Source organism: Pseudomonas sp. FG6 (assembly GCF_057809015.1).
The window spans coordinates 114,740-138,373 of record NZ_JBMDJD010000007.1 but is presented as its reverse complement, the minus strand read 5'-3'; the positions used below and the strand labels follow the sequence as shown (position 1 = coordinate 138,373).

Genomic DNA, 23,634 nt, shown 5'->3' with positions numbered 1-23,634 from the left:
TTCAGCCTTTCTCAAGCGTGGCAATGGCCAAACCGGGAAAGTCTGTAATCAGGCTGTCAGCGCCAAAATCGGCGAGCCTGCGCATCAGCGCGGGCTCGTTGACCGTCCACACCGACACATGCAGCCCTTGGCGCTGCGCCTTGATCAGGCGTTCCGGCGTGCACAGGGTCCAGTTCAACGCCAGAATCTCGCAGCCATAGCTCTGGGCGACCTTCAACGGGTCGAGCCAGGCGTATTCGGCCACCAGGCCGCGGGAGATGTCCGGGGTCAGTTCCTGGGCCGCCTTGAGCACTTCCCGCGAGCTGGAGGTGATGGTGATTCTGTCCAGTAGCCCGAAACGCTGGGCCATTTCGCGGATCCCCAGCACCGTGGCAGTGGCGCGGGTGCGCGAGGCGCTCTTGACCTCCAGTTGCCAATGCTCGAAATCGCATTTCTCGAACAGCTCTTCCAGGCGCGGGATCGGGCACGGCTTGATCCAGCCCGGGCCACCTTTGCGCGCGTCGTAGGTCACCAGTTCGGCGGCGGTGTGCTCGACCACCTTGCCGCGACGGTCGGTGGTGCGCTTGAGCGTCGGGTCATGGATGACCATCAGCTCGCCGTCCATGGACAGGTGCAGATCCAGTTCGCAGCGGCGTACGCCGTGCTTGAGGCATTCCTGAAAACCGGTCAGGGTGTTTTCCGGCGCTTCGCCCTTGGCGCCGCGGTGGCCATAAATGAGGGTCACGGTTGTTCCTTATTGATACCTGATTCGTTCTGTTCCCGGGCCAGGCGCCGTTCCTGCGCCTGTTTCTGCAAGATGTAGCGAGCCAGCAGCTGGCGCTGGGCGTCGGTGGGGCGTTCGAACTCGGTGCCCACGTCGTAGCCCTTGCCCTTGGGGTCGCAATGGGTCACCCGCGCGCGCAGCAACAACCCGAGGGCTTGCGGCATCAGCACCAGCTTGATCGACAGGTGCGTGCCGACGGCGATGGGCGTGGGGGATTGGAAGTCGATGCCGCCTTCGGAAATGATCACCGGCTGCGGCTCGCCGATTTCGCCGAGCACCGTCAGGGCGATGACCTGGCTGAGCAGGTCGAGGCGTTTGTTCATGGCCTTGAGGTAGGCGGCGATGCTGCGCTCGCGCTCGCTGATCTGGCGCAGAAGGTGTTGCGATTCGAATTCGCTCAGGTGCAATTCACTGAGCAGGTTGAACAATGGCGACGCATCCTGCAACACTTCCTGGCCGGCGGCTTCAGGAATGGAGAGGGGCCGAATTTCCAGTGCGATCGTGTCCTCGATACGGTAGTATTCGCGGCGATCTTCTTCATCTAATGTCGACATGGCGAACCCATGGTAGCGGCGGTGGTCTGAGTGTAAAGCTGGTTTGTGACCCCCGCCACAAGGACGTTCCTTTTCCCTCCGAACAAGCCCCGACATGTTCAGACCTCTCTTCGTATTTATCGGCACGCGTTATACCCGTGCAAAACGCCGCAATCATTTCGTATCGTTCATTTCCCTGACGTCCATCATCGGGCTGGCCCTTGGCGTGGTCGTGATGATCGTCGTGCTGTCGGTGATGAATGGCTTCGACCATGAGATGCGCACCCGCGTGCTGGGCATGGTGCCCCACGCTACCGTCGAATCCGGCGAAGCCATCAGCGATTGGCCGAGCCTGGCCGCCAAGGTCAAGCAGAACCCGCAGGTGCTGGCTGTCGCGCCCTTCACCCAGATGCAGGGGCTGCTGACCAACAATGGCAAGGTCTCCAAGGTGTTGCTCAACGGTATCGACCCTGCGTTGGAACGGCAGGTCTCGATCATCGATAACTTCATGCAGCAGGGCAAACTCGACGACCTCGCGCCCGGCAGTTTCGGCATTGTCATCGGCGACAAGGCCGCCACCAAGCTGGGTGTGGCCATTGGCGACAAGCTGACGTTCGTCGCGCCGGAAGTCACCGTGACCCCGGGAGGGGTGTTCCCCCGCATGAAACGCTTTACCGTGGTCGGCATCTTCCATGTCGGTGCCGGCGAGCTGGACGGTTACCTGGGGGTCACCAACCTCCAGGACCTGGCGCGCCTGCATCGCTGGAAGCCGGACCAGGTCCAGGGCCTGCGCTTGAAGTTCGACGATTTGTTCCAGGCTCCGCGTGCGGCGTGGAGCATCGCCCAGCAACTCGGCGAGGACCGTTATTACGCCCGGGACTGGACCCGCACCCACGGCAACCTGTACCAGGCGATTCGCATGGAAAAAGCCATGATCGGCCTGTTGCTGCTGCTGATCGTGGCCGTTGCGGCGTTCAACATCATCTCCACGCTGGTGATGGTGGTGAACGACAAGAAAGGCGATATCGCCATCTTGCGTACCCTGGGCGCCACGCCGGGGCAGATCATGCGGATCTTCATGGTCCAGGGCACTGTCATCGGCGTGATCGGCACGTTCGTCGGCGCCCTGGTCGGCATGTTCGCCGCCTTGAATGTTAGCGCCGCGATCGCCGCACTCGAAGGCCTGATCGGGCACAAGTTTCTCAACGCCGACGTGTATTTCATCGACTACCTGCCGTCGCAGTTGCAGGCCGATGACGTGTTGATGGTCTGCGGCGCCGCGTTGGTCCTGAGTTTCCTCGCCACCCTGTATCCAGCCTGGCGTGCCGCGCGCACCCAGCCTGCGGAGGCGTTACGTTATGAGTGAGTCGGGCATGAGTGAAAAAGCAATCTTGAGCTGCCGCAACCTGGGCAAATCCTACGAGGAAGGCCCGGAGTCGGTGGTGGTGTTGTCGGGCCTGCAACTGGAGTTGCACCCTGGCGAGCGCGTGGCGATTGTCGGCACCTCCGGGTCGGGCAAGAGTACCTTGCTCAACCTGCTGGGTGGTCTCGACACGCCGACTTCCGGCAGCGTCTGGCTGGCGGGCGAGGAACTCTCGGCGCTGAACGAGAAAGGTCGCGGCCTGTTGCGCAATCGTGCCCTGGGCTTCGTCTATCAGTTCCACCACCTGCTGCCCGAGTTCACCGCGCTGGAAAACGTCTGCATGCCACTGTTGATCGGCCGCACGGCCATTCCAGAAGCCCGTCAGCGGGCCACGGCGTTGCTGGAGCGAGTAGGGCTGGGGCATCGCCTGGAGCACAAGCCCGCCGAACTGTCCGGTGGCGAACGCCAGCGCGTGGCGATTGCCCGTGCCCTGGTCAACAAGCCAGGCCTGGTGATGCTCGACGAGCCGACCGGCAACCTCGATTCCCACACCGCCCAGGGTATCCAGGACCTGATGCTCGAACTCAGTACGTCGATGCGCACCGCGTTCCTGGTGGTGACCCACGACATGAACCTGGCCCGCCAGATGGACCGCGTCCTGCACTTGCAGGAAGGTTGCCTGACGCCCATCTGACCGACCGAAACCCGGCGCTGGATGCCCGCGCCGGGTCTTTTATTTTTATACGGTGCCCCGCGAATGTTCAGACCGTTATCGATCTTTATCGGCACGCGCTACACCCGCGCCAAGCGGCGCAATCGCTTCGTCTCGTTCATCTCCATGACCTCGATGATCGGCCTCGCCCTGGGTGTGCTGGCGATGATCGTGGTGCTGTCGGTGATGAACGGCTTCCAGCGCGAAATGAGCTCGCGCATCCTCGGCATGGTGCCTCACGCCACGATCGTCGGTGTCAACCCGATCGACGACTGGCAGCCAGTGGCCGCCGCTGCTCTGAAGAATCCCGAAGTGACCGCCGCCGTGCCGTTTACCGAAATGGAAGGCATGCTGAGCTATAAAGGCTCGATGCAGCCGATACAGATCAGCGGCGTCGACCCGGCCCAGGAAGGCAAGGTTTCCATTGTGGCCCAACACATCGTCCAGGGCCGTCTCGACGCGTTGAAACCGGGCGAGTTTGGCGTGGTGATCGGTGAAATCACCGCGCGCCGCTTCCGGCTGAATGTCGGCGACAAGCTGACCCTGATCGTGCCGGAGATCAGCAACGCGCCCGGCGGCATCACGCCACGGATGCAGCGGCTCAATGTGGTTGGCGTGTTCAAGGTCGGCGCCGAGCTGGATGGCTCCATGGCCCTGATTCACCTGGCCGACGCCGCGCAGATGCAGCATTGGCAGCCGAACCAGGTGCAAAGCGTGCGCCTGGCTGTGAAAGACCTGTACGCCGCTCCAAAGGTTTCCGGCGATATCGCCACGGGCCTCGGCGCCGGCTACAAGGCCGACGACTGGACCCACACCCAGGGCAGCCTGTTCAGCGCCATGAAAATGGAAAAGACCATGATCGGCTTGTTGCTGCTGATGATCGTGGCCGTGGCGGCGTTCAACATCATTGCCACGCTGATCATGGTGGTGAACGACAAGGGTGCCGACATCGCGATCCTGCGCACCATCGGCGCCACGCCGCGGCAGATCATGGCGATCTTCATGGTCCAGGGCACGGTGATCGGTATTGTCGGCACGCTCATCGGCGGCGTGCTGGGGGTGATCGCAGCGCTGAACGTCAGTGAACTGGTGGGCTGGCTGGAGCGCGTCAGCGGCCAGCACATCTTCAGTTCCGACGTGTATTTCGTCAGCAACCTGCCCTCGGAGCTGCAGCGCGGGGATGTGATGCTGATCTGCTCCGCCGGCTTCATCCTGAGCTTCCTCGCCACCGTTTACCCTGCGTGGCGAGCGGCGAAGATCGAACCGGCGCAGGCGTTGCGGTATTCCTGAGGTTGCGCATAGCTGATGGCCAGCAAGGTTTACTGAATCACTGCAAAGCCCTTTGTGGGAGCAAGGCTTGCCCGCGATGCAGGCGACGCCGTCTCCGAAGAAACGAGGCGTCTGCATCGCGGGCAAGCCTTGCTCCCACAAATAGTTCCCTCACCACAGGGTTGTGTCAGGCCTGGACTGCCTTTGGCAACTCGATCAGAAATCGCGTCCAGCCATCGGCCGATTCACAACGGATCTGCCCGCCATGGGCGCGGATGATCGAACGGGTGATGGCCAACCCCAGCCCGGCGTGTTCGCTGCTGCCTTCCCGGCGGGCCGGGTCGGCGCGGTAGAAGCGGTCGAACAGGCGCGGCAACAAGGTCTCTGCAATGCCCTCGCCGCTGTTCTCCACGCTCATATTCAGCCCCTGCGCCCCGTCGCTAATTCGCACCCGCACTTCGCCGCCGCCCGGAGTGAAGCGCAGGGCATTGTCCAGCAAGTTGGACAGGGCCCGGCGCAGCATGTTGCGGTCTGCGTCGATGTGGCCGTCGCCGTCGCGGTGCAAGCGAACCCCGGCGTCTTCGGCCAATGGAGCAAAAAACTCGAGCAACGCGTCCACTTCCTGCGCTATTTCCAGCGGTTCGCGGTTGGGCATCAGCAGGCCGTGGTCGGCCTTGGCCAGGTACAGCATGTCGTTGACCAGTTGCGCCATCCATTGCAGCTCTTCGAGATTGCTGTGCAGGGCTTCGCGGTACTCCTCCAGCGAGCGCTCCCGGGTGAGGGTGACCTGGGTGTGGGTCAGCAGGTTCGACAGCGGGGTGCGCAGTTCATGGGCAATGTCGGCCGAGAAGGCCGAGAGCCGCTGAAATGCGTCGTCGAGGCGTCCGAGCATGGCGTTGATGCTGCGGGCCAGTTCCGCCAGTTCGGCGGGCATCTGCGCTTCGGGCAGGCGGGCGTTCAGCGAACGGGCCGAGACGTTGCCGGCGATGGCGCCCATGCGGCGCAAGGGACGCAAGCCGCGTCGGGCGGCCCAGGCGCCGAGCAGGGCGGTGCTCAGGGCCGAGAGGCCGACGGTCAGCCAGATCAGGCGCTGCATGCGTTGCAGGAAGTGTTGATGATGGGTGATGTCCAGCAGCAGCGTCAGTTGCGGTGAGTCCGGACGGTCGGGGTACAGCGGCGCGTTCAACACGCGGTAATCGGTGTCGGCGTCGTTGAGAGTCGACAGGCCAGGACGCTCGGGCAGTTGCGCCGGAATCCGAACCGAGCTGTCATACCAGCGCACGCCGTCGCTGCCTTTGATGCGCAGCGCCAGGTCGGCCTGCCGGCTCAGTTCATCTTCCAGGCGGCCCTGGGCCTGTTCGGCGTCGAGGTCTTGTAAGGCGCGGCGCAGGCCGATCAGCTTGCCTTCCAGCAGTTGCTGGTCCAGCTCGATGAAGTGCGCTTCACTGCCACGGCTGAACAGCACCCCGGCAAACAGCGACACCACCGCCGTGCAGGCGGCGAACAACAGCGCCAGACGGCTGCTCAGTGACCAGCGGCCTTTCACAGGCTGCGCTCTTCAAGCACATACCCCATGCCGCGCACGGTATGGATGAGCTTGCTGGGGAATTCATCATCGATCTTCAGTCGCAGGCGCCGGATAGCGACTTCGATGACGTTGGTGTCGCTGTCGAAATTCATGTCCCAGACCTGGGAGGCGATCAGCGACTTGGGCAGGACTTCGCCCTGGCGGCGCAGGAGCATTTCCAGCAAGGCGAACTCCTTGGCGGTGAGGTCGATGCGCCGGCCGCTGCGTTCGACGCGGCGGCGGATCAGGTCCAGGCGCAGGTCGGCCAGTTGCAGGCTGGTTTCCTGGGGCGTCGAGCTGCCCCTGCGCAACAAGCTGCGCACCCGGGCCAGCAGCTCGGAAAAGGCGAAGGGCTTGACCAGGTAATCGTCCGCGCCCAACTCCAGGCCGTGGACCCGATCCTGCACGGCATCGCGGGCGGTGAGAAACAGCACGGGCGTATCCAGCCCGGCCGCGCGGACCGCTTGCAGGATCTGCCAGCCGTCGCGCCCGGGCAACATCACGTCGAGGATGAGCAGGGCATAGTCGCCACTCAAGGCCATTTGCTGGCCGGTGATGCCATCGGCCACCAGGTCGGCGTTGAACCCGGCTTCGCCCAGGCCCTGGCGCAGGTACTGGCCGGTTTTGGTTTGGTCTTCGACGATCAGCAATTTCATGGGCGGCTCAAAGGCAGGGTTTGGACGTGGGCGTTATACCGTGGCCGGTGCGACGGTGGCGCAACCTGACAAAGTTGTAATCCAACTGTCAGCCGGTTGGCAGGGGTACAAGGATAGAGTGTCCCACAGGCTGAATCTTATCCGCTTGGAGTATGAACATGTCGATGGGTAAACGTTTGATCCTGGCCGCTTGTGCGCTGGCCCTCAGTGCGCCTTCCTGGGCATCGCCCGGTCATTTCGATTTCGGCGAACCGGCCCCGGCCGGCAAGGCCAGTCGCAGCATCAATGTGGTGATGGGCGACATGACGTTCGACCCGGGCACGCTCGATATCAAGGCCGGGGAAACCGTGCGGTTCGTGCTGGTCAACAAAGGCCAGTTGCTGCACGAGTTCAATCTGGGCAATGCGGCCATGCACGCCGAGCACCAGCAGGAAATGCTGAAGATGCAACAGAGCGGACAACTGACCCCGACCGCGATGAAGCCGGGAATGGGGCATGGCAGCATGAACCATGACGCGATGGGCGCAGGCTCCATGGACCATGCGGCCATGGCTCAAGGCTCCATGGGGCATGCCTCCAAGGACCAGGGCCAGGCCGGCATGCGTCACGACGACCCCAACAGCGTGCTGGTCGAGCCGGGCAAGACCGCCGAGTTGACCTGGACCTTCACCAAGGCCACGCGACTGGAGTTCGCCTGCAATGTGCCCGGTCACTACCAGGCCGGGATGAAGGGTGACCTGACCGTCAGACAGTAAGCACTCAAAGGCGGCGGCAAAGGCTGATAGAATCCGCTGAATCTTCAGTCAGGTTTCCGTCATGCATCCCGCAGCCGAACATTCGCCGCTGGGCAAATCCAGCGAATACATCGCCACGTACACGCCGTCACTGCTGTTTCCGATCCCGCGCACCGCGAAATGGGCGGAACTGGGGCTGACGGCCGAGACCTTGCCGTACAAGGGCGTGGATTTCTGGAACTGTTTCGAACTGTCGTGGCTGCTGCCTTCGGGCAAGCCGGTGGTGGCGATCGGTGAATTCGCGATTCCCGCGGACTCGCCGAACATCATCGAATCGAAGTCTTTCAAGCTGTACCTCAACTCCTTGAACCAGACCCCGTTCGCCGATACCGCGAGCCTGGAGGCGGTCTTGCGCCAGGACCTGTCGGCCGCCGCCGGCAAGGCAGTGGGCGTACGCATTCGCAACCTCAAGGACGTGGAGCGCGAAGGGGTTGTGGCGTTGCCGGGCGTTTGCATCGATGACCTGGATATCCGCGTCGATTCCTACGAGCATCCGCGCCCGGAGCTGCTGCGTTGCGATGACTCACGCATCGTCGAAGAGAGCCTGCACAGCCATCTGCTCAAATCCAACTGCCCGGTGACCAGCCAGCCGGATTGGGGCAGTGTGGCGGTGGAGTATCGCGGCGCGGCCCTCGATCACGCCAGCCTGCTGGCCTACATTGTCAGTTTCCGCCAGCATTCGGATTTTCATGAACAGTGCGTGGAGCGGATCTTTCTCGACTTGCAGCGCTTGCTCAAGCCGGAGAAGTTGACGGTGTATGCGCGGTATGTGCGTCGGGGTGGCCTGGACATCAACCCGTATCGCAGCACCGAAGCGGTGCAGTTGCCGAACCATCGCCTGGTTCGTCAGTAAATCACTCCTGTGGGAGCGGGCTTGCTCGCGAAGGCGCTGTACCAGTCGACATCAATGTCGACTGTTTCCATTGCATTCGCGAGCAAGCCGCTCCCACAGGGATTGCGTTCAATGGGGGACGCTCAAACCCCGATGCTGAGCAATGTATTCATGATATTGCGCAGCGTCCCTGCAATGGTCGGATGGTCTACTTCGAAGCGCTCGACGGCCAGGTTCACGCCGTCCAGCAGGTCGTTATCAGGCAGCGTGTTTTCCAGCTGGATCTCGGCTTCGATCTGAGCCATCAACTGATGCAGGTTCTCACGCTCCATCTCAGACATCGGCGGGTTCTGGTCCAATTGCTCGCGCAGGTCATCGAGTTGTTTCTGCAGTTCGCGGGCGGACATCGGCATACTCCCTCTATTGATAGGCACAGCCATGGACCGCGACGCTGCGTCAAAAATCCATGACTCGCCTTAAGAGTAATCCACCCTCACGCAGCCTGCATGATCCCGGTCATGGCTTCTCGCCTTTGAGGCGGCGCAGGTCGATGTCGGCCAGGCAGGTGTCGAGCTCGCCGAGGTGGTCGATCACCGAGTGCACCCCCAGGCCGAACAACTGCACGGTGGCCTTGGCGCGCTTGATTTCCCGCTCCTGCTGGCTCAGCGCCTGCCATTGAGCCGGTGCCAGGCCGCAGAGTGAGCCACAGGACGCCAGTCCGATGGTCCACAAACCGGCGTTGAGCCCCGATTGCAGCAAGCGGGGTTCGCCACTCACCAGCACACAGCCGTCCAGTTGCTGGACGTCCAGCGCCATCAGCGCTTGCCAGCAGGCATGAGGCGCCGGCCACGGATTATTTGTTGCAGGAAGTTGCGGCGGTTTGATCCAACAGGGTAGCGCCGTCGCCAGGCCATGGCTCACGGCCGGAGGGAGTTCGTCCAGCCAGGCGCAGGGAATTCCTTGATGCTGCAAGCGCTGCAGGCTCTCCAAGGCCCCGGGCGTCGGTTGCGCATGTTTTTCTGTCGCGGCCCCAGGTTGGCGAATGCAAGCCCCGAAGTCCACCAGGCACCCGCTCAGGCCAAACAAGACGGCCGTCAGACGAGGGGCGGGGAGGGGCAGGGTTTCGGCGCGGGGCATGGGAACGTCCTTGAAATAACCCGCAGCCTAACGTGCCTGGATGACAGCCCGGTGACAGCGAAATGAAGGGGGCGCCTAGGGAAACCTCCTACAAGGACGTTCATTTTTCGGTGCTGCCTATCCACGCGTTCCGCTTTATACTAAACACCTTATCGACGGGGCCCGGCGCCCTTGCCTGAATAATCCAAGGAGTTTGTCCCTATGCGCTGGAGCCATCGTCTAGCTCAACTGTGTCTTTCCGCCAGCGTCTTGGCGGTTCCGTTCGCTGCCCAGGCCGCCACGGAGGATGATCCTTGGGAGAGCTTCAACCGTCCGATCTTCACCTTCAACGACACCCTCGATACCTATGCCCTCAAGCCGCTGGCCCAGGGTTACCAATACGTGACGCCGCAATTCCTTGAAGACGGCATCCACAACATGTTCCGCAACATCGGCGACGTGGGCAACCTGGCCAACGATGTGTTGCAAGCCAAGCCGGCTGCCGCCGGTGTCGACACCGCCCGGTTGATCTTCAACACCACGTTCGGCCTGCTGGGCTTTTTCGATGTGGGCACCAAGATGGGCTTGCAGCGTAACGATGAAGATTTCGGCCAGACCCTGGGTTACTGGGGCCTGGGCAGCGGTCCTTACGTGGTGCTGCCACTGTTGGGCCCAAGCACGTTGCGCGACGCGCCGGCCAAGGTCGTCGACAACTACACAGGTCCCTATCCTTATATCGACAACGTCTCGGTGCGTAACTCGATTTTCGGCCTGAACGTCATTGATACCCGCGCCAGCCTGCTGTCTGCCGAGAAGTTGGTGAGCGGCGACAAGTATGTGTTCATTCGCAATGCATTCCTGCAAAACCGCGAATTCAAGGTCAAGGACGGTCAGGTCGAAGACGACTTCTGATTTTCGATTTGTCGAGTCAGGAAGGCGGCCCAAAAGGCCGCTTTTTTGTGATTGAACCGAGGATTTATCCTTCCATTGGGTTACGGTCCGCTCGGTTCTTATAACTCTCTGTACTTTGACAAATTGAAGACCGCAGCGGCTATCCGCATGAGCTTGAAACGCCCGGCGGATGGGAGTACCGTCTGCGCCTTAGAAGGGCACCTCTGATGTAATCGCGTGCGGGCAACGGCCTGAAACCGGTACGACAGAGAGGCTAGAAAGCGAATCCAGTAGTGCGTGCCAGGCCCAACGGCCCCGCCCGCTACGCCAACCTAATTCTGGCGCCGTTTGCCCACATGCCAAAAACCAGTGCCACGCTGCTGATAATCGATGATGACGAAGTGGTGCGAGCCAGCCTCGCGGCCTACTTGGAAGACAGTGGTTTCAGCGTCCTGCAGGCCAGCAATGGCCAACAGGGTCTTCAGGTATTCGAGCAGGAAAAGCCCGACCTGGTCATCTGCGACCTGCGTATGCCGCAGATGGGCGGACTTGAACTCATTCGCCAGGTCACCGAGATCTCCTCGCAGACCCCCGTCATCGTGGTTTCCGGCGCTGGCGTGATGAATGATGCCGTCGAGGCCTTGCGCCTGGGCGCGGCGGATTACCTGATCAAGCCCCTCGAAGACCTCGCCGTGCTCGAGCACTCCGTGCGCCGTGCGCTGGATCGTTCGCGCCTGTTGGTGGAAAACCAGCGCTACCGCGAAAAGCTGGAAACCGCCAATCGCGAACTCGAAGCCAGCCTGAACCTGCTGCAGGAAGACCAGAACGCCGGACGCCAGGTGCAGATGAACATGCTGCCGGTCAGTCCGTGGACGGCCGATGGCTTTCGGTTTGCCCACCAGATCATCCCGTCGTTGTACCTGTCGGGGGATTTCGTCGACTATTTCCGGGTCGATGAGCGCCGGGTAGCGTTCTACCTCGCAGACGTTTCCGGCCACGGTGCATCGTCGGCCTTCGTCACGGTGCTGTTGAAGTTCATGACCACGCGCCTGCTGTTCGAGTCCAAGCGCAACGGCACGCTGCCAGAGTTCAAGCCTTCGGAAGTCCTCGGGCATATCAACCGGGGCCTGATCAGTTGTAAGCTGGGCAAACACGTCACCATGGTCGGTGGAGTCATCGACGAGGAGACCGGTTTGCTGACCTATAGCATCGGTGGTCACCTGCCGCTGCCCGTGTTGTACACGCCAGACAGCGTTCGTTACCTGGAAGGGCGTGGGTTGCCGGTGGGCCTGTTCAACGAAGCCACCTACGAAGACCACGTGCTGGAACTGCCAGAGGTGTTCAGCCTGACGCTGATGTCTGATGGCATTTTGGATCTTTTGACAGAACCTACACTCAAAGAGAAAGAAGCGGCCTTGCCGGAACGGGTGAGTGCGGCGGGCGGCAGCCTGGAAGGCTTGCGCCAAGTGTTTGGATTAGCCACGCTAGGGGAGATGCCGGATGATATCGCCCTATTAGTGTTGAGCAGGAATCTTTAATGAGTACCGGTAGAATCCAGTTCGCCGAGCAGGACGGCACATTTGTCCTGAAGTTTGTCGGTGAAGTGCGCCTGACCCTGTGTTCGGCGCTGGATGCGACTATTGAGCGGATTTTCACCGCCCTGAACTTCAATGCCATCGTGATCGACCTGACCGAAACCCGCAGCATCGACAGCACCACCCTAGGCCTGCTGGCCAAACTGTCGATCCTGTCGCGGCAAAAGGTCGGCCTGTTGCCGACCGTCGTCACCACCCACAACGACATCACCCGTCTCCTGCAATCGATGGGCTTCGACCAGGTGTTCAACATCGTGGGCGATCCCGTGCCCTGCCCTGAATGCCTGGACGACTTGCCGGACCAGGATCAGTCGGAAGAAGAAGTGCGGATCAAGGTGCTCGAAGCCCACAAGATCCTCATGGGGCTCAATGAGTCCAACCGTGAAGCGTTCCATGACTTGGTGAATGCGCTGGAGCGGCCTTGATTCCTGAGCTGGTGTAGACAACTGACGCTATCGCGAGCCAGGCGCTACATCTTCTGTCCGTCCAAGCCGCATAAAAAAGGGCGAACCCATCAAGGTTCGCCCTTTTTGCATGTCGCTGAATCAGTTCAGAGCTTGGCTTGCAGCAACGCTTCCAGTTTTTCCTGGTCCCGAGCGAACTGCCGAATGCCTTCCGCCAGTTTCTCGGTGGCCATGGCGTCTTCGTTGGACAGCCAGCGGAACTGCGACTCGTTGAGCCTCAAGCGTGCTTCCCCGGTTTGGCCAGGAGCGAGCTTGCGCTCCAGCTTGCCTTCGTCGGCCGCCAGTTTCTCCAGCAGTTCCGGGCTGACGGTCAAGCGATCGCAACCGGCCAGTTGCTCGATCTGGTTGAGGTTGCGGAAGCTCGCGCCCATGACCACGGTCTTGTAGTCATTGGCCTTGTAATAGTTGTAGATGCGGGTCACCGACTGTACGCCCGGATCATCGGCACCGGTGTAGTCGTTGCCATTGGCTTTCTTGTACCAGTCGTAGATGCGGCCCACGAACGGCGAAATCAGGAACACCCCGGCATCGGCACAGGCTGCGGCCTGGGCAAAGGAAAACAGCAGGGTCAGGTTGCACTGGATGCCTTCGCGTTCCAGCTGCTCGGCGGCGCGAATGCCTTCCCAGGTGGAAGCGATCTTGATCAACACGCGCTCACGACCCACACCGGCCTTTTCGTACAGGTCGATCAGGCGATGCGCACGTTTCAACATGGCGTCGGTGTCGAACGACAGGCGCGCATCCACTTCAGTGGAAATACGCCCCGGAATCACCTTCAGGATCTCTTGCCCGACTGCCACGCCGAAACGGTCGCTCGCCAGGCCCACGTCGCCCTTGCAGTCCGCCACGCAGGCGTTCAGTTGCTCGGCGTAACCCGGCAGGGCCGACGCCTTGAGCAGCAGGGACGGGTTGGTGGTCGCGTCTACGGGCTTGATGCGGGCGATGGCTTCGAAGTCGCCGGTATCGGCCACTACTGTCGTGAATTTCTTGAGTTGTTCCAGCTTGGAAGTCATGAGCGTGCTCTGTCCTATGGGTCTGTTGACATTACCCGAGGGCCGGCAGCCACTCAAGGGCGTGAAGAAGGATCAAAGGCCCCCGCGGCAACAACCTGGAAACGGCTGTTTGAAAGGCCGGGGCGGTATCGGTAGATACGATGCCAAAACAGCGCGCAGGTTCAACATCACCGCCTGACGGTCATGCCTGCTGCGCATTCAGAAACAGGCCTGCAATGCCTTCCGGTAGGCGCGCTGTCGAGATCAGGATTAATCGCTGGCCAGCCCGAGTCATCGCCATGTAGAGCTTGCGCGAGTTCTGTTCGCACTCCTGGGCAGAAAGCACGCCCGCCTGGGCCGTTTCCTTCATGAGCTTCTCCAGGCCCAGCAGGAACACGATGCTGGCCTCCAGCCCGGTAGCGGTGTCCAGTTTGGAGACCCGCAGGTTATCGGCGTCAACGTGTACAGACTCCATGCTGTTCAGATCCCAGATTTTGCGCGAACCGAATCGCTCGCTCAACGCCTTGAACAGAAGCTTCTGATTGGTATCTCGTCCGTATAGAACGAGCATATTCGACAGATTGACCTGCTGGGTTTGCAGGTAGTCCGCGATCTCGTTACAGGTCTGCATGACCGCATCCTGGGGCGTGTCCGAGCGGATCAACAACGGGGCGATGCCTTCGTCCATGCCGTCGAAATCAGGCTGCAGGTAATCGTCCGGGTCGGTTTGGGTGAATTCGGCCAGGACAAGGCCGGCCGCCCGCAATATGGCCTGAGTGGTGCGGTAGGAGTGGTGGAGTTTCTTCGTTTTACCCGCCACATCCAGGCCTACGCGTTTCCAGCTGAGTCGGCTTTTCAAAAAGCCCTGGTTGGGGTCGGCGCATAAAAACAGGCTGCCTTCGGAGGCGGCCAAAGTGCTCTTGACCAGTTGAAACCACGTTGGGGCGAAGAATTGAGCCTCGTCTACCAGGATGTGCTGGTACTTATCGAGCCTGTCGAGTTTCGTCAGGCACAGATCCCGGGACAATGAACTCCATAAGCGGGTGCCTTGCTTGCCCAGCGCTTCAGTGACCTGCCCATAGAGTGACCACACCTGCACCCGTTCTTCCTTGCGCAAGGCAAACCCTTGGCCGGCGCGCTCAGCCGCCAGATAGTTCTGCTCGTCGCAAATCAGGGCTTCATTAATGAAATCGAATTCATCCAGAAGTTGCTGATCGCCAGGCTTCAGGTCCGGGAAGGAGTTTCGATAGTGGGCGATTTGGCTCGTGACCGCTTTCGGGGATGCCATCTCGGGTTGCGACTCAAAATGATTCACCCATTGCTGCCGTATCCAGGCCAGTGCGGTCATGATCGTCAGGTTGCGCGGTAAACCCTCCGGGCTGGCCTTTTTTAAGCGATGCTTGAGGTCTTTAACCACCGGGACGTTGTGGATCAGCATCAATATCTTCTGATCGGGAAATTTCTTTGCCAGGATCAGCGCCCGGTTAGCGGCAATCAACGTCTTGCCGCTACCCGCCACGCCGTTGACCAGCCGCACCGAAAAATCATTCAGGGTTTGTGTTTGTTCTTCGGGCAACTCCAGGTCCAACTTACTGGCCCACTCTTGTTGTGAGTCCAGAAAGTAACGCGTGGTCTTGGGTGAGTTATCCCGTGAAAAATGCCGGCGAGTCGTACAGATTGCGGGTATCTCAGCTTCTGGAAAGTAATGCCCCATGAGTGTGTCGCTGGCTTCGTGGCTCAACGAACTGAGCAACTTGGTCAACTGTTCATGGCCTTGTTCGATAAAAGTGCCCTTGGACATCAGTCGCGGGCCATCAGGCCTTGAATAGTGTTGCCACAGGCGCTTGGTCTGATCGGGTGTGCAGTTCCACATGATGATCAGCTTGCCGAGTCGCTGCCCGGTCGGCATCCCGTCGGGCTCGGTTGCGTCCAGGCGTGAGATCAATTCCTTGAACGCTTGCTGTCCGCTAGCCGCGAACAGTTGGTCAGGGTCCAGTGTTTCAAAAGAGATTTCACACAACACGATGGCCAGCCACTGATGTTGCGCATGCTGGAGAAAGAAATCCGGGGTCCAAGTCTTTCGAGCGAGGCACTGGCGTATGACGTGGTTGTCGTCCAATTTGCGCAACGCCCGTTTGACGTGGACATGGGCGCCGGTGCTGCGCTGCCATTCAGGAATAAATAACGTCATGGGGCGAGCACCACTTTGCGGCATCGACTGACCAGGCTCAGATAGTCATTGGCCCATTGCTGTGTAGTGCTGTTGCTGCACTCGATTCCCTGAGCCAATTCAGGTCCGATGATGATCAATTTAGTCATCGCCCGGGTAATGGATACGTTCAATCGCTCAGGTTGGAAGAAAAACTCCGCCACCGCCCCAATGAACGTCTCATCACCACTGGCCAACGAGACGATGATCAGTTCGCGCTCCTGCCCCTGCATGCGCTCGACAGTGTCCGCGACAATGGCGCTGGCGACTTCGCGCCCGAAACTGCGCGCCAGCAGTGTTCGAATCGCCCGACCCTGGGCTCGGTAAGGCGTGACAATGCCGATATCGGCCAGGGCGATGCCCATGGCCTGCGCAACCTTGCAGAGTTCGAGGACGTACTGCGCATCGCGATAGTTGCGGGTCTTGGCCGTTCTATCCGTCGTGGGGATAAACACGGCGCTTGCCTCTGGATCAAATACGCGGTCCATGGGGACCTCGACGTCAACGTAATTGAAGCGCCGTTCCTTGTTCGGGCCCGCTGCACGTAATTTGCCTTTGTAGTAGCGGTTGCTCGGCCATTCGGTCAACCATTGGTTCATCCGATAGGTTTCTTCAAGCATCACGGTATGGTCGGCGGTCTGGGAGGTAAGACGACCAAATATCGACAGGGATTCGCCAGAAAGGATCGATTGGGACAACAACACCGGCGGCAGTTGTTTCTGGTCGCCGATGAAGACAAACCGCTTACCTTTGCGCATGGCCATGAGAGCAAGGGGGAGGGTGATTTGACTGGCTTCGTCAAAGATCACCGTGTCGAATTTGAAATGTTCCAGTTGGCTGCAAGTGGCGAACGGTGTAGCGCCAATGACATAGCCACTGCCATCCGAGGGTAGGTTTTCCCAGTCGGCGGGTGTTCTTGCCCAGTCAACGCCCTTGGGCAGATCATCGGGGCGGCCGCCAATCTTCACGGTCGGGACCTTGCGCTCGGCAATCTTGGCGAGGGCATTGTTGATAGCCATGTGCGTGTGAGAGGTGACGAAGACCCGCTCCTGACGCTCTACCAACAATTGAACGATAAGCGCCAGTGCACGGGTCTTGCCTGTCCCGGGCGGGCCTTGGATGCAAGCCAATTGTTCGGCGGCAAAGGCCATGGCAACAGCCTCTGCTTGAAGCTTGTTGCATTTATTCTCAACGGCGAAACTTTCGGCGTAATCCAGATCCGCGTCGTTGAAAGTAATGACTGGCGTATCGTCGAACAGCGGGACAATCAGATTGTCGGCGCTGATTGAATCGGCAATATCTTCCAGCGCTTTTTCATAGCGAGACGTCAGGTCCAAGGCGTCCATGTCGGCATAACAAGGTCCGCCCTGGTAGTTGTCCCATACCGTATTCGCCAGTTTCTCGCTCAGCAGCCATCGACCGTCTTCTTCGCGCTCAAAGGTCATTCGGGCACATAACAAGCCGGTAGAAGGCTCGCCCAGGTGCAGGCGGAGCATGTCACCTTCACGAAAGCGTGATTCGCTGTTATCGAGATACGCCCAAAGACGCGTCGCTTTGTCGGCTTTTTCAAGATGGGTGAAGCCTTGGGTCAACCCCTTTTCAAGCTTCTGATGTAACGGGCGCTGCCAAGTTTGCAAAAGTTGACGAAGGTTCGCATCGCGCTCGGCGTAGACAAATTCAAAAAGCTTTTCAATAAGCGGATGTTGCCCTTGCATGGCGGTACTCGTCCCTGTGATCCGTAATGGCACAGCAGTGTTACATACTGTTGAAGCAAGGCGCGAGTGCATGGATCAAGGATTCGCCCCTTTAAGGAGATTGGATTTGAATCCTTGAATATAAGTGGCGGTTTTCAACAAACAATTTGCGTCAACTGCGTACCTTAGGCTCTGTACGAAAAGTCTTGAGACGAAGGTCAGGCAAGGCGAAAACAGCCGAGGAACGGCCGGGGTCGCGCTCGACTTTACGGGTTGTAAATGAGCATTCCGAGGCTGTTTTCAACGCAGCATGAACGAGTATCAAGGCTTTTCGTACAGAGCCTAACGCCCTTCCAGCAACTCCCCGGCTTGATCCAGCAACGCCAGCGGGTCCTTGGTCTTGTGAATGTCCACCGACAACAACTGCCTGAACCGCCGCGCCCCGGGAAAACCCGTACCCAGGCCCAGCACATGGCGGGTGATGTGATGCATCGCACCCCCGGCGGCCAGGTGATCGGCGATATAAGGTCGCAACTGCGCCAGCGCCTCGGCCCGGCTGATGATCGGCGCGGTGCTGCCGAACAGTTGCTGGTCCACCTCGGCCAGCAGGTACGGGTTGTGATACGCCTCGCGCCCCAGCATCACACCGTCAAAAGTCTTTAGGTGCTCATGGCACGCCTCCAGCGTCTTGATCCCGCCGTTGAGCACGATTTCCAGCTCCGGAAAGTCCGCTTTCAACTGCGCGACCACGTCATAGCGCAGAGGCGGGATGTCGCGATTCTCCTTGGGTGACAACCCCTCCAGAATCGCAATCCGCGCATGCACCGTAAAACTCGTGCACCCGGCGTCACGCACCGTCCCCACGAACTCGCACAACTGCTCGTAGCTGTCGCGCCCATTGATCCCGATCCGATGCTTGACCGTCACCGGAATCGACACCGCATCGCGCATCGCCTTCACACAATCGGCCACCAGCCCCGGATGCCCCATCAGGCAGGCGCCGATCATGTTGTTCTGCACCCGGTCGCTCGGGCAACCCACGTTGAGGTTGACCTCGTCATAGCCATGCTCCTGGGCCATGCGTGCGCACGCCGCCAGGTCAGCCGGCACACTGCCGCCCAATTGCAGGGCCAGCGGGTGTTCGGACTGGTGGTGACGCAGGAAGCGTTCGTGGTCGCCGTTGAGCAACGCGCCGGTGGTGACCATTTCGGTGTAGAGCAGGGCGTGTTTGGAGAGGATGCGCAGGAAGAAGCGGCAGTGGGGGTCTGTCCAATCCATCATTGGGGCGACGGAGAAACGGCGGGAAAGCGGGGCGGGTGCGGCGATGATTGGGGGCATGGGTATTTCTGGATGGGTGGGGCTGGGAAAAGAGGAGTTTATCAGGATTGAGCGAGCGGGGTTGAGTCGCGTAATTACTTCGATGGCATCCGGCTACTCATCGGCTACGCTTGCATTGATGCTGGGCAATGAGTGCTCATCTGTCGGTATTGAAATTCACTTTACATACAGTTCTAGAGGGAAATGAAACTTCTATTTGTGAGTTTTTATCTAGATGAACGGCCGTTGGACTTAACGGATTGATTGTACAGTCAAGAGGAAGGGCTATGTCGTTCAATGATATTTCTTGCCACGTCTGGGCTATCGCTGGGTATTACGATGATGAGATCGCTGGGGCAGTTAACACGGCGTACGTGGCAGCAACTCTGCTGTTAGGCTCCGTTGCTAATAATCAAGGCGCTCGAACAGCCGCTTTGACCCATATCGTGACCAGTGTCCGGGCGAATCAGAACTCTGTAATAACTACCGATCCCTGCATCATATATGGAGGATTTCGTCGAGGGCAGCCTAGCCCTGAACATATGTGGTTGGAGTATAACGGCAGGATATACGAAACCATGCCGGGGTATAGCTTGTATTCTGAACTGGCTACCCATGCTAGCAGAATGAATCCGCAGCTTGAGAATGACCATTTTACGGCGCAGCAGGTCGGGGTTGTTCGTTCCCATCTAACAGACGATCAAAGAACAATGATTGACGACTATCATATGTTATTGGAGGCAGGGGATCCGATGGAGGATGATTAGAACAGGCAATACGACCGGTCTCGCATTCAATATGAGATCAAATGCGGTTCTTCCCTCGGGGTCATATTGATACGGGTGATGGTTTCGGTGTTTATCTCTACAAGGCTTAATGCACCATCGGAAAACGAGCAGCCAGTGTCGATGTAAATGACATTGCCCAAGCGCATAACACTGGGCACTGTTGAGTGCCCCACATAGAGCCGGTCTATTCCTTCAATGGGTGTGTGATCTTGTTGCTCGATTTTTTCTCTGGCATACAGCGCTGTGTTCAAGGCACGTCGCTGATGCCGTTCCCCGGATTTTCCAGTAATGGCCTCTTTAGCTTCGCTCCAGCCATCGTTACTCCTGATGACAGGGGCTTCGGCATGGACTATTCCAATGGTGTGATCGTTTGATAATTTGATTTCAATAATCAACGGAAGAGCTTGCAGGGCCTTTGAGAGTTCCTGCTGAGTGTCTGGTTGTAACTCGTAGAGCCAGGCGCCGCCGTTTCGGATATGTCGGGGTATGTCTCCGTTGCCGGAGATGCAGTCGATAAGCATCTGTTCGTGATTGCCGCGCACGGCGTAGAACCACGGCTGCTCAAGCCAGTTCAATATATCTATAGAGTCGGGGCCGCGGTCGACGAGGTCTCCCACGGAAAAAATACGATCCAGTTCAGTATTGAAATCTAGTGTGTCCAAGGCTGTTGTTAGAAGTTCGAAATGTCCATGAATGTCGCCCACCACGAAGTCGCGGCCTTGTTTATTGGGCGGGAAAGATCTCGTCTTGTACATTTTTCGGTGCTTCAGCAGGCGTTAATTGACGGTAACTGTATCACTCGGTGAAACGAGCGGTAAGGCTGTGAGCGGGATAACGTTGCACGGTCATGCTTGGATCACCTGCCCAATGCACTTCTCGAAAACCTGCTCCATAGGCCCCATGGCGCAGTTGTAAGCCGCAATATTGGCAAGAATCCACTCGTCCTTTTCAATCCCCCACCAGCTGATTTCAAACCCCGCGTTCATGATCAGATGTTCGAACAGGATGCGTTGGGCACGGCCGTTGCCTTCGCGGAAGGGGTGTACCACGTTGATGTCGGAATAGGCTTCGGCCACCGCAACGACCAGCTCTGCCCGGGCCATCCCCTCGAACCAGTTGGCCGCGGCCATGTTCGTGAAGATCTTGCCGGCTTCTTTCTCCATGTACTCGGGTTGGCAGAAGCGCGTGGCTTGTTTGGACATGCCCACGGTGCGCAGTTCGCCGGCCCATTCGAACAGGTCCGAGAACAGTAGCCGATGAATGTTTTGCAGGTAAGCCAGGCTGTAGGGTGGAGGGTTGAATTCGACGTGGTCTGCCGCGATGGCCGAGAGCTGTTGTTCGGCTTCGCTTAGGGTCGGTTCGTCACGGATATCGAGTTTGTTGCGAAGGACCGTGGAGCCGGGGTAGCAATAGGCATCCTCGCCGACTCCATATTTGTCAGGCATCAGCGGCTGGTCTTGGCAAACGCCTTCAAGACGTCTTCACGCGTCGGCATTTTGCATTCACCGTCCGCCAGGGTCTCTTTGAAGCCTTCCAGGCGCAGGCTGGCGGCGTAGTTGGACCGACGTGTCCGGGCGGCGTAGGCCTTTTTGGTTTCAAGGCTGATATTGCCCATGGGGCTGGACCTCAAATCGCGCTGGTTGGGTTTGCGGATTATAGCCCATCGTGCCGGCATGGCCTATTTCGTGGCTGGGATGTCCATTCGTTTCAGGATTTGTCGTTGCGGTTCTTGGCTGCGCAGCCCAAACCCTCGCCGCACATCCCCATCGGAAATTTCCCGCAAGCCACGTCGCCCTCTGCTGACTATCCAGCCCATCACCCCGCAGGCTAGATTCCTCCGTCGCTGCAAATTCAGCGGCAGGGGTGTGGAAGCCCTCATCACTTAGGACCCCATCCCCCGCAGGAGCAACCCCCTATGTCCCGCTACATGCCCATCACCGGTATCGAAAACAATTTCCACGCGCTGCTGATCGACACGGAAGCGCCGCTGGATGTGCTGCACGATACAGCCGCGTACCGCATCGCTGCTGTGACCCAATTGCTGGAAAACCTCGCCATGCGTGACGACATCAGCACCGACGCCGTGGTGCTCCATGACTTCGCCCAAGTGCTGGCGATCTCGTTGCGTGACGGGTGTGATTTGCTGGATGTGATTGGGCGGCGATTGCAGGCGCAGGTTCTGGCGTCGTAATGGAAACGGGTGACCTTATGAGGTCACCCGCACTGCTTGTTCACCATTGTGTCTGGGACTTTGTGAGAGATTCTATGTTGCAGGGGAGCCCTGCTGCATTAGGGGCTGTACGAAAAGTCTTGAGACGAAGGTCAGGCAAGGCGAAAACAGCCGAGGAACGGCCGGGGTCGCGCTCGACTGTACTGGAGTACATGAGCATTCCGAGGCTGTTTTCAACGCAGCATGAACGAGTATCAAGCCTTTTCGTACAGAGCCTAGATTAGGTTGGTATTCGCTCTGGTTTTTCATAAGGGCGAATGCCATCCGTTCATTGCGCAAGAAATCCGCCATCGATCACAAACTCCGCGCCCGTCGCAAAGCGTGACTCATCTGAAGCCAGGAAGAGAGCCATGTTTGCGATATCGATTGCTTCTCCCAGAAAGCCAATAGGGTGCAGTCTGCGCAATCGTTCCAGTTCGACAGGGTCGTTGCCTACCATTGGCGTGGTGATGTATCCAGGATGAATACTGTTGACTCGGATTCGGTAGCCTTGGCGTCCGGCATGCAGTGCCGCGGATTTGGTGAGGTTGCGAATGGCCCCTTTTCCGGCACAGTAGGCCGCATATTCAGGATGACCCACGATGCCTTCGATAGAAGACAGGTTGATGATCGATCCGCCTCTTTCCCGTAAGTACCTGAATGCCAGTTTCATGCCAAGGAAAGTCCCATGAAGATTGACCGACAGTTCCTTGTTCCAATCATCAAAACTCATGGTTTCCACGTTGCCGGCTACTGCTATGCCGGCACTGTTCATGACGATATCGACGCTCCCGAATTGTGCCAGCGCTGCTGTAAAAGCTGCATCCCACTGGCGTTCATCTCGAACGTCCAGGCGACAGAACAGTACTGTGCCTCCTGAAGCCCGAATCGTTTCCAGCACCGATCCGGCTTTTGTCTCGTCGATGTCGCAAACGACGATCCCGGCGCCTTCATCCGCAAATCGAATGGCACTGGCCGCGCCGATACCTGACGCGGCGCCGGAAATCAGCGCCACTTTTCCTTCAAGCCTTTTCATTTCCGATCCCTCAGTACCGTATGGATGGATTGAGGCAACCCTACTTGACCGAGGTTTGGCGCCCTAGCCAATATCGGCAATGGAGGTGTCGCGGCGCGGGCGGAGAAGCGGGATTATCGTTAAAGGTTGTAATCCTCAAAGGACATCTGTAATGGCGCGTGAACGAAATCTGGAATCCGACGGCGTGGGAGCGGCCAGTCCTTACAGTCGGGTTGGGAAACGACTCAAGCGAATCGAAGAAATCAACGAAGTCGCTGCAATGATCTTTGTCAGGGATGGCTATGCTCAGTTTTCAGCCAGAAAAGTAGCCAAGGAGCTGGGCATCAGCCTGAACAATCTCCAACACTATTGTGGGAGTACCGAAAAGCTTTGTTTCGAAATGATCAAGGCAAAGCTCGAGTTTTTCGTTCATCGGGTCGACCTGTTGGTGGAACGTTCATCTGCACAGACGCCGATGGAGCGCCTGGCCGTGGCGATACGTGAAAATTCGGCCGCAACATTCGACGCTGAAACAGCCAGGTTCTTCTTCCAAATGGGGGCGCTGGCCAGCCACGACCCCGCGATCAAGGCGTTGATGAGCAGCCAGTACGACAGGTTTCTCGAAGGCTTCTGCCAGCTCATCGGCGAGGTTAATCCTGGGTTGGCCACTTCTCAGGTCGTCATCTACGCCGCGTTGATAGCCACCCAGATCGATGGCAATTTTTTCTATCAGGAGCAGGTGAGCGCCACGACTGGCATGCGCGAGCAACTGATTGAAACTGCCATCGCTTTCTGGTCAATGACCTTGGTGCCTGCGCCCGCCGGCAAAAGCGAGGGTGCCTGAAGCGCACCCTC

Annotated in this window: 25 protein-coding genes; 11 read left to right on the top strand and 14 right to left on the bottom strand. The window is 59.0% G+C overall.

All coding sequences use genetic code 11. From position 1 onward, the window contains the following. Window position 1: 1 nt before the first annotated feature. Both ACODSJ_RS06945 and ACODSJ_RS06940 read right to left on the bottom strand, forming a co-directional pair. Window positions 2-724 (bottom strand): glycerophosphodiester phosphodiesterase, encoded by a 723-nt coding sequence (locus tag ACODSJ_RS06945; RefSeq protein WP_489101010.1) that lies wholly within the window; start codon window positions 722-724, stop codon window positions 2-4. Then, window positions 721-1,317, bottom strand: a complete 597-nt coding sequence (locus tag ACODSJ_RS06940; protein ID WP_489101009.1) for a PilZ domain-containing protein — start codon at window positions 1,315-1,317, stop codon at window positions 721-723. The genes ACODSJ_RS06945 and ACODSJ_RS06940 overlap by 4 nt, the downstream gene beginning before the upstream one ends. Before the next feature lie 94 nt (window positions 1,318-1,411). On the opposite strand from ACODSJ_RS06940, the gene ACODSJ_RS06935 reads away from it, so the two are divergent. The 3 genes from ACODSJ_RS06935 (at window position 1,412) to ACODSJ_RS06925 (ending at window position 4,661) form a co-directional block, all read left to right on the top strand. Next, entirely contained in the window at window positions 1,412-2,662 is a 1,251-nt protein-coding gene (locus ACODSJ_RS06935; protein WP_489101008.1) for a lipoprotein-releasing ABC transporter permease subunit, read from the top strand. 7 nt (window positions 2,663-2,669) lie between these two features. Next, the gene (gene lolD, locus ACODSJ_RS06930) at window positions 2,670-3,353 is read left to right on the top strand and encodes a lipoprotein-releasing ABC transporter ATP-binding protein LolD (protein WP_489101007.1); all 684 of its coding nucleotides are present in this window, start codon (window positions 2,670-2,672) and stop codon (window positions 3,351-3,353) included. 63 nt (window positions 3,354-3,416) lie between these two features. Next, entirely contained in the window at window positions 3,417-4,661 is a 1,245-nt protein-coding gene (locus ACODSJ_RS06925) for a lipoprotein-releasing ABC transporter permease subunit (protein WP_489101006.1), read from the top strand. Window positions 4,662-4,827: 166 nt separating this feature from the next. On the opposite strand, the gene ACODSJ_RS06920 is transcribed toward ACODSJ_RS06925, so the two are convergent. Together ACODSJ_RS06920 and ACODSJ_RS06915 are read right to left on the bottom strand one after the other, a co-directional pair. Then, window positions 4,828-6,186 carry a heavy metal sensor histidine kinase gene (locus ACODSJ_RS06920; RefSeq protein WP_489101005.1) on the bottom strand — a complete coding sequence of 453 codons (1,359 nt, stop codon included), beginning with the start codon at window positions 6,184-6,186 and terminating at the stop codon, window positions 4,828-4,830. Then, window positions 6,183-6,863 (bottom strand): heavy metal response regulator transcription factor, encoded by a 681-nt coding sequence (locus ACODSJ_RS06915; protein WP_489101004.1) that lies wholly within the window; start codon window positions 6,861-6,863, stop codon window positions 6,183-6,185. The genes ACODSJ_RS06920 and ACODSJ_RS06915 overlap by 4 nt, the downstream gene beginning before the upstream one ends. 158 nt (window positions 6,864-7,021) lie before the next feature. On the opposite strand from ACODSJ_RS06915, the gene ACODSJ_RS06910 reads away from it, so the two are divergent. After that, window positions 7,022-7,618 carry a cupredoxin domain-containing protein gene (locus ACODSJ_RS06910; RefSeq protein WP_489101003.1) on the top strand — a complete coding sequence of 199 codons (597 nt, stop codon included), beginning with the start codon at window positions 7,022-7,024 and terminating at the stop codon, window positions 7,616-7,618. A gap of 61 nt (window positions 7,619-7,679) precedes the next feature. Further along, the gene (queF, locus tag ACODSJ_RS06905) at window positions 7,680-8,510 is read left to right on the top strand and encodes an NADPH-dependent 7-cyano-7-deazaguanine reductase QueF (RefSeq protein WP_489101002.1); all 831 of its coding nucleotides are present in this window, start codon (window positions 7,680-7,682) and stop codon (window positions 8,508-8,510) included. Window positions 8,511-8,632: 122 nt separating this feature from the next. Here the strand turns inward: queF and ACODSJ_RS06900 are convergent, their stop codons facing one another. Together ACODSJ_RS06900 and pcrP are read right to left on the bottom strand one after the other, a co-directional pair. Further along, window positions 8,633-8,896, bottom strand: a complete 264-nt coding sequence (locus ACODSJ_RS06900; RefSeq protein WP_489101001.1) for a DUF4404 family protein — start codon at window positions 8,894-8,896, stop codon at window positions 8,633-8,635. A gap of 109 nt (window positions 8,897-9,005) precedes the next feature. Continuing rightward, window positions 9,006-9,626, bottom strand: coding sequence for an HAD superfamily inactivated hydrolase PcrP (gene pcrP, locus ACODSJ_RS06895; RefSeq protein ID WP_489101000.1), 621 nt, complete (start codon window positions 9,624-9,626; stop codon window positions 9,006-9,008). Between the two features lie 201 nt (window positions 9,627-9,827). Here pcrP and ACODSJ_RS06890 point away from each other — a divergent pair, with 201 nt between their 5' ends. The 3 genes from ACODSJ_RS06890 (at window position 9,828) to rssC (ending at window position 12,516) form a co-directional block, all read left to right on the top strand. Next, window positions 9,828-10,517, top strand: a complete 690-nt coding sequence (locus ACODSJ_RS06890) for an MlaA family lipoprotein (protein ID WP_489100999.1) — start codon at window positions 9,828-9,830, stop codon at window positions 10,515-10,517. Between the two features lie 335 nt (window positions 10,518-10,852). Continuing rightward, window positions 10,853-12,034, top strand: a complete 1,182-nt coding sequence (gene rssB / locus ACODSJ_RS06885) for a two-component system response regulator RssB (RefSeq protein WP_489100998.1) — start codon at window positions 10,853-10,855, stop codon at window positions 12,032-12,034. Next, a complete protein-coding gene (gene rssC / locus ACODSJ_RS06880) occupies window positions 12,034-12,516 on the top strand; it encodes an anti-sigma factor antagonist RssC (RefSeq protein ID WP_489100997.1) in 483 nt (160 codons plus the stop codon). Before rssB ends, rssC begins: the two co-directional genes overlap by 1 nt. 125 nt (window positions 12,517-12,641) lie before the next feature. On the opposite strand, the gene tal is transcribed toward rssC, so the two are convergent. The 4 genes from tal to dusA form a co-directional block, all read right to left on the bottom strand. Continuing rightward, window positions 12,642-13,568, bottom strand: coding sequence for a transaldolase (tal, locus tag ACODSJ_RS06875; RefSeq protein ID WP_489100996.1), 927 nt, complete (start codon window positions 13,566-13,568; stop codon window positions 12,642-12,644). Between the two features lie 181 nt (window positions 13,569-13,749). Then, window positions 13,750-15,738 (bottom strand): UvrD-helicase domain-containing protein, encoded by a 1,989-nt coding sequence (locus tag ACODSJ_RS06870; RefSeq protein WP_489100995.1) that lies wholly within the window; start codon window positions 15,736-15,738, stop codon window positions 13,750-13,752. Further along, a complete protein-coding gene (locus tag ACODSJ_RS06865) occupies window positions 15,735-17,471 on the bottom strand; it encodes a DEAD/DEAH box helicase (RefSeq protein ID WP_489100994.1) in 1,737 nt (578 codons plus the stop codon). The genes ACODSJ_RS06870 and ACODSJ_RS06865 overlap by 4 nt, the downstream gene beginning before the upstream one ends. A gap of 321 nt (window positions 17,472-17,792) precedes the next feature. After that, a complete protein-coding gene (gene dusA, locus ACODSJ_RS06860; protein WP_489100993.1) occupies window positions 17,793-18,788 on the bottom strand; it encodes a tRNA dihydrouridine(20/20a) synthase DusA in 996 nt (331 codons plus the stop codon). A gap of 266 nt (window positions 18,789-19,054) precedes the next feature. On the opposite strand from dusA, the gene ACODSJ_RS06855 reads away from it, so the two are divergent. Next, on the top strand, window positions 19,055-19,534 hold the full coding sequence (locus ACODSJ_RS06855) for a hypothetical protein (protein ID WP_489100992.1): 480 nt from the start codon (window positions 19,055-19,057) through the stop codon (window positions 19,532-19,534). A 26-nt stretch (window positions 19,535-19,560) separates the two neighbouring features. Here the strand turns inward: ACODSJ_RS06855 and ACODSJ_RS06850 are convergent, their stop codons facing one another. From ACODSJ_RS06850 to ACODSJ_RS06840, 3 genes are all read right to left on the bottom strand, one after another. Next, window positions 19,561-20,310 (bottom strand): metallophosphoesterase, encoded by a 750-nt coding sequence (locus ACODSJ_RS06850; protein ID WP_489100991.1) that lies wholly within the window; start codon window positions 20,308-20,310, stop codon window positions 19,561-19,563. A gap of 90 nt (window positions 20,311-20,400) precedes the next feature. Then, on the bottom strand, window positions 20,401-21,000 hold the full coding sequence (locus ACODSJ_RS06845) for a putative adenosine monophosphate-protein transferase Fic (protein ID WP_489100990.1): 600 nt from the start codon (window positions 20,998-21,000) through the stop codon (window positions 20,401-20,403). Continuing rightward, window positions 21,000-21,170, bottom strand: coding sequence for a YhfG family protein (locus ACODSJ_RS06840; protein WP_489100989.1), 171 nt, complete (start codon window positions 21,168-21,170; stop codon window positions 21,000-21,002). The genes ACODSJ_RS06845 and ACODSJ_RS06840 overlap by 1 nt, the downstream gene beginning before the upstream one ends. Before the next feature lie 300 nt (window positions 21,171-21,470). Between ACODSJ_RS06840 and ACODSJ_RS06835 the strand changes: the two genes are divergently transcribed. Then, complete coding sequence (locus tag ACODSJ_RS06835; RefSeq protein ID WP_489100988.1) at window positions 21,471-21,746, top strand: hypothetical protein; 276 nt, start codon at window positions 21,471-21,473, stop codon at window positions 21,744-21,746. Window positions 21,747-22,053: 307 nt separating this feature from the next. On the opposite strand, the gene ACODSJ_RS06830 is transcribed toward ACODSJ_RS06835, so the two are convergent. Beyond that, window positions 22,054-22,800: an SDR family oxidoreductase gene (locus ACODSJ_RS06830; protein ID WP_489100987.1), complete on the bottom strand. Its 747-nt coding sequence runs from the start codon at window positions 22,798-22,800 to the stop codon at window positions 22,054-22,056. 151 nt (window positions 22,801-22,951) lie between these two features. Here ACODSJ_RS06830 and ACODSJ_RS06825 point away from each other — a divergent pair, with 151 nt between their 5' ends. Beyond that, on the top strand, window positions 22,952-23,623 hold the full coding sequence (locus ACODSJ_RS06825; protein WP_489100986.1) for a TetR/AcrR family transcriptional regulator: 672 nt from the start codon (window positions 22,952-22,954) through the stop codon (window positions 23,621-23,623). The last annotated feature ends 11 nt before the right edge of the window (window positions 23,624-23,634 follow it).

Excerpts from the sequence above, each read along its gene's own strand:
- ACODSJ_RS06940 (WP_489101009.1), bottom strand. The coding sequence starts at position 1,317 with ATGTCGACATTAGATGAAGAAGATCGCCGCGAATACTACCGTATCGAG.
- ACODSJ_RS06935 (WP_489101008.1), top strand. The coding sequence starts at position 1,412 with ATGTTCAGACCTCTCTTCGTATTTATCGGCACGCGTTATACCCGTGCA.
- lolD (WP_489101007.1), top strand. The coding sequence starts at position 2,670 with ATGAGTGAAAAAGCAATCTTGAGCTGCCGCAACCTGGGCAAATCCTAC.
- ACODSJ_RS06925 (WP_489101006.1), top strand. The coding sequence starts at position 3,417 with ATGTTCAGACCGTTATCGATCTTTATCGGCACGCGCTACACCCGCGCC.
- ACODSJ_RS06915 (WP_489101004.1), bottom strand. The coding sequence starts at position 6,863 with ATGAAATTGCTGATCGTCGAAGACCAAACCAAAACCGGCCAGTACCTG.
- ACODSJ_RS06910 (WP_489101003.1), top strand. The coding sequence starts at position 7,022 with ATGTCGATGGGTAAACGTTTGATCCTGGCCGCTTGTGCGCTGGCCCTC.
- queF (WP_489101002.1), top strand. The coding sequence starts at position 7,680 with ATGCATCCCGCAGCCGAACATTCGCCGCTGGGCAAATCCAGCGAATAC.
- ACODSJ_RS06900 (WP_489101001.1), bottom strand. The coding sequence starts at position 8,896 with ATGTCCGCCCGCGAACTGCAGAAACAACTCGATGACCTGCGCGAGCAA.
- pcrP (WP_489101000.1), bottom strand. The coding sequence starts at position 9,626 with ATGCCCCGCGCCGAAACCCTGCCCCTCCCCGCCCCTCGTCTGACGGCC.
- ACODSJ_RS06890 (WP_489100999.1), top strand. The coding sequence starts at position 9,828 with ATGCGCTGGAGCCATCGTCTAGCTCAACTGTGTCTTTCCGCCAGCGTC.
- rssB (WP_489100998.1), top strand. The coding sequence starts at position 10,853 with ATGCCAAAAACCAGTGCCACGCTGCTGATAATCGATGATGACGAAGTG.
- rssC (WP_489100997.1), top strand. The coding sequence starts at position 12,034 with ATGAGTACCGGTAGAATCCAGTTCGCCGAGCAGGACGGCACATTTGTC.
- tal (WP_489100996.1), bottom strand. The coding sequence starts at position 13,568 with ATGACTTCCAAGCTGGAACAACTCAAGAAATTCACGACAGTAGTGGCC.
- ACODSJ_RS06870 (WP_489100995.1), bottom strand. The coding sequence starts at position 15,738 with ATGACGTTATTTATTCCTGAATGGCAGCGCAGCACCGGCGCCCATGTC.
- ACODSJ_RS06865 (WP_489100994.1), bottom strand. The coding sequence starts at position 17,471 with ATGCAAGGGCAACATCCGCTTATTGAAAAGCTTTTTGAATTTGTCTAC.
- dusA (WP_489100993.1), bottom strand. The coding sequence starts at position 18,788 with ATGCCCCCAATCATCGCCGCACCCGCCCCGCTTTCCCGCCGTTTCTCC.
- ACODSJ_RS06855 (WP_489100992.1), top strand. The coding sequence starts at position 19,055 with ATGTCGTTCAATGATATTTCTTGCCACGTCTGGGCTATCGCTGGGTAT.
- ACODSJ_RS06850 (WP_489100991.1), bottom strand. The coding sequence starts at position 20,310 with ATGTACAAGACGAGATCTTTCCCGCCCAATAAACAAGGCCGCGACTTC.
- ACODSJ_RS06845 (WP_489100990.1), bottom strand. The coding sequence starts at position 21,000 with ATGCCTGACAAATATGGAGTCGGCGAGGATGCCTATTGCTACCCCGGC.
- ACODSJ_RS06840 (WP_489100989.1), bottom strand. The coding sequence starts at position 21,170 with ATGGGCAATATCAGCCTTGAAACCAAAAAGGCCTACGCCGCCCGGACA.
- ACODSJ_RS06835 (WP_489100988.1), top strand. The coding sequence starts at position 21,471 with ATGTCCCGCTACATGCCCATCACCGGTATCGAAAACAATTTCCACGCG.
- ACODSJ_RS06830 (WP_489100987.1), bottom strand. The coding sequence starts at position 22,800 with ATGAAAAGGCTTGAAGGAAAAGTGGCGCTGATTTCCGGCGCCGCGTCA.
- ACODSJ_RS06825 (WP_489100986.1), top strand. The coding sequence starts at position 22,952 with ATGGCGCGTGAACGAAATCTGGAATCCGACGGCGTGGGAGCGGCCAGT.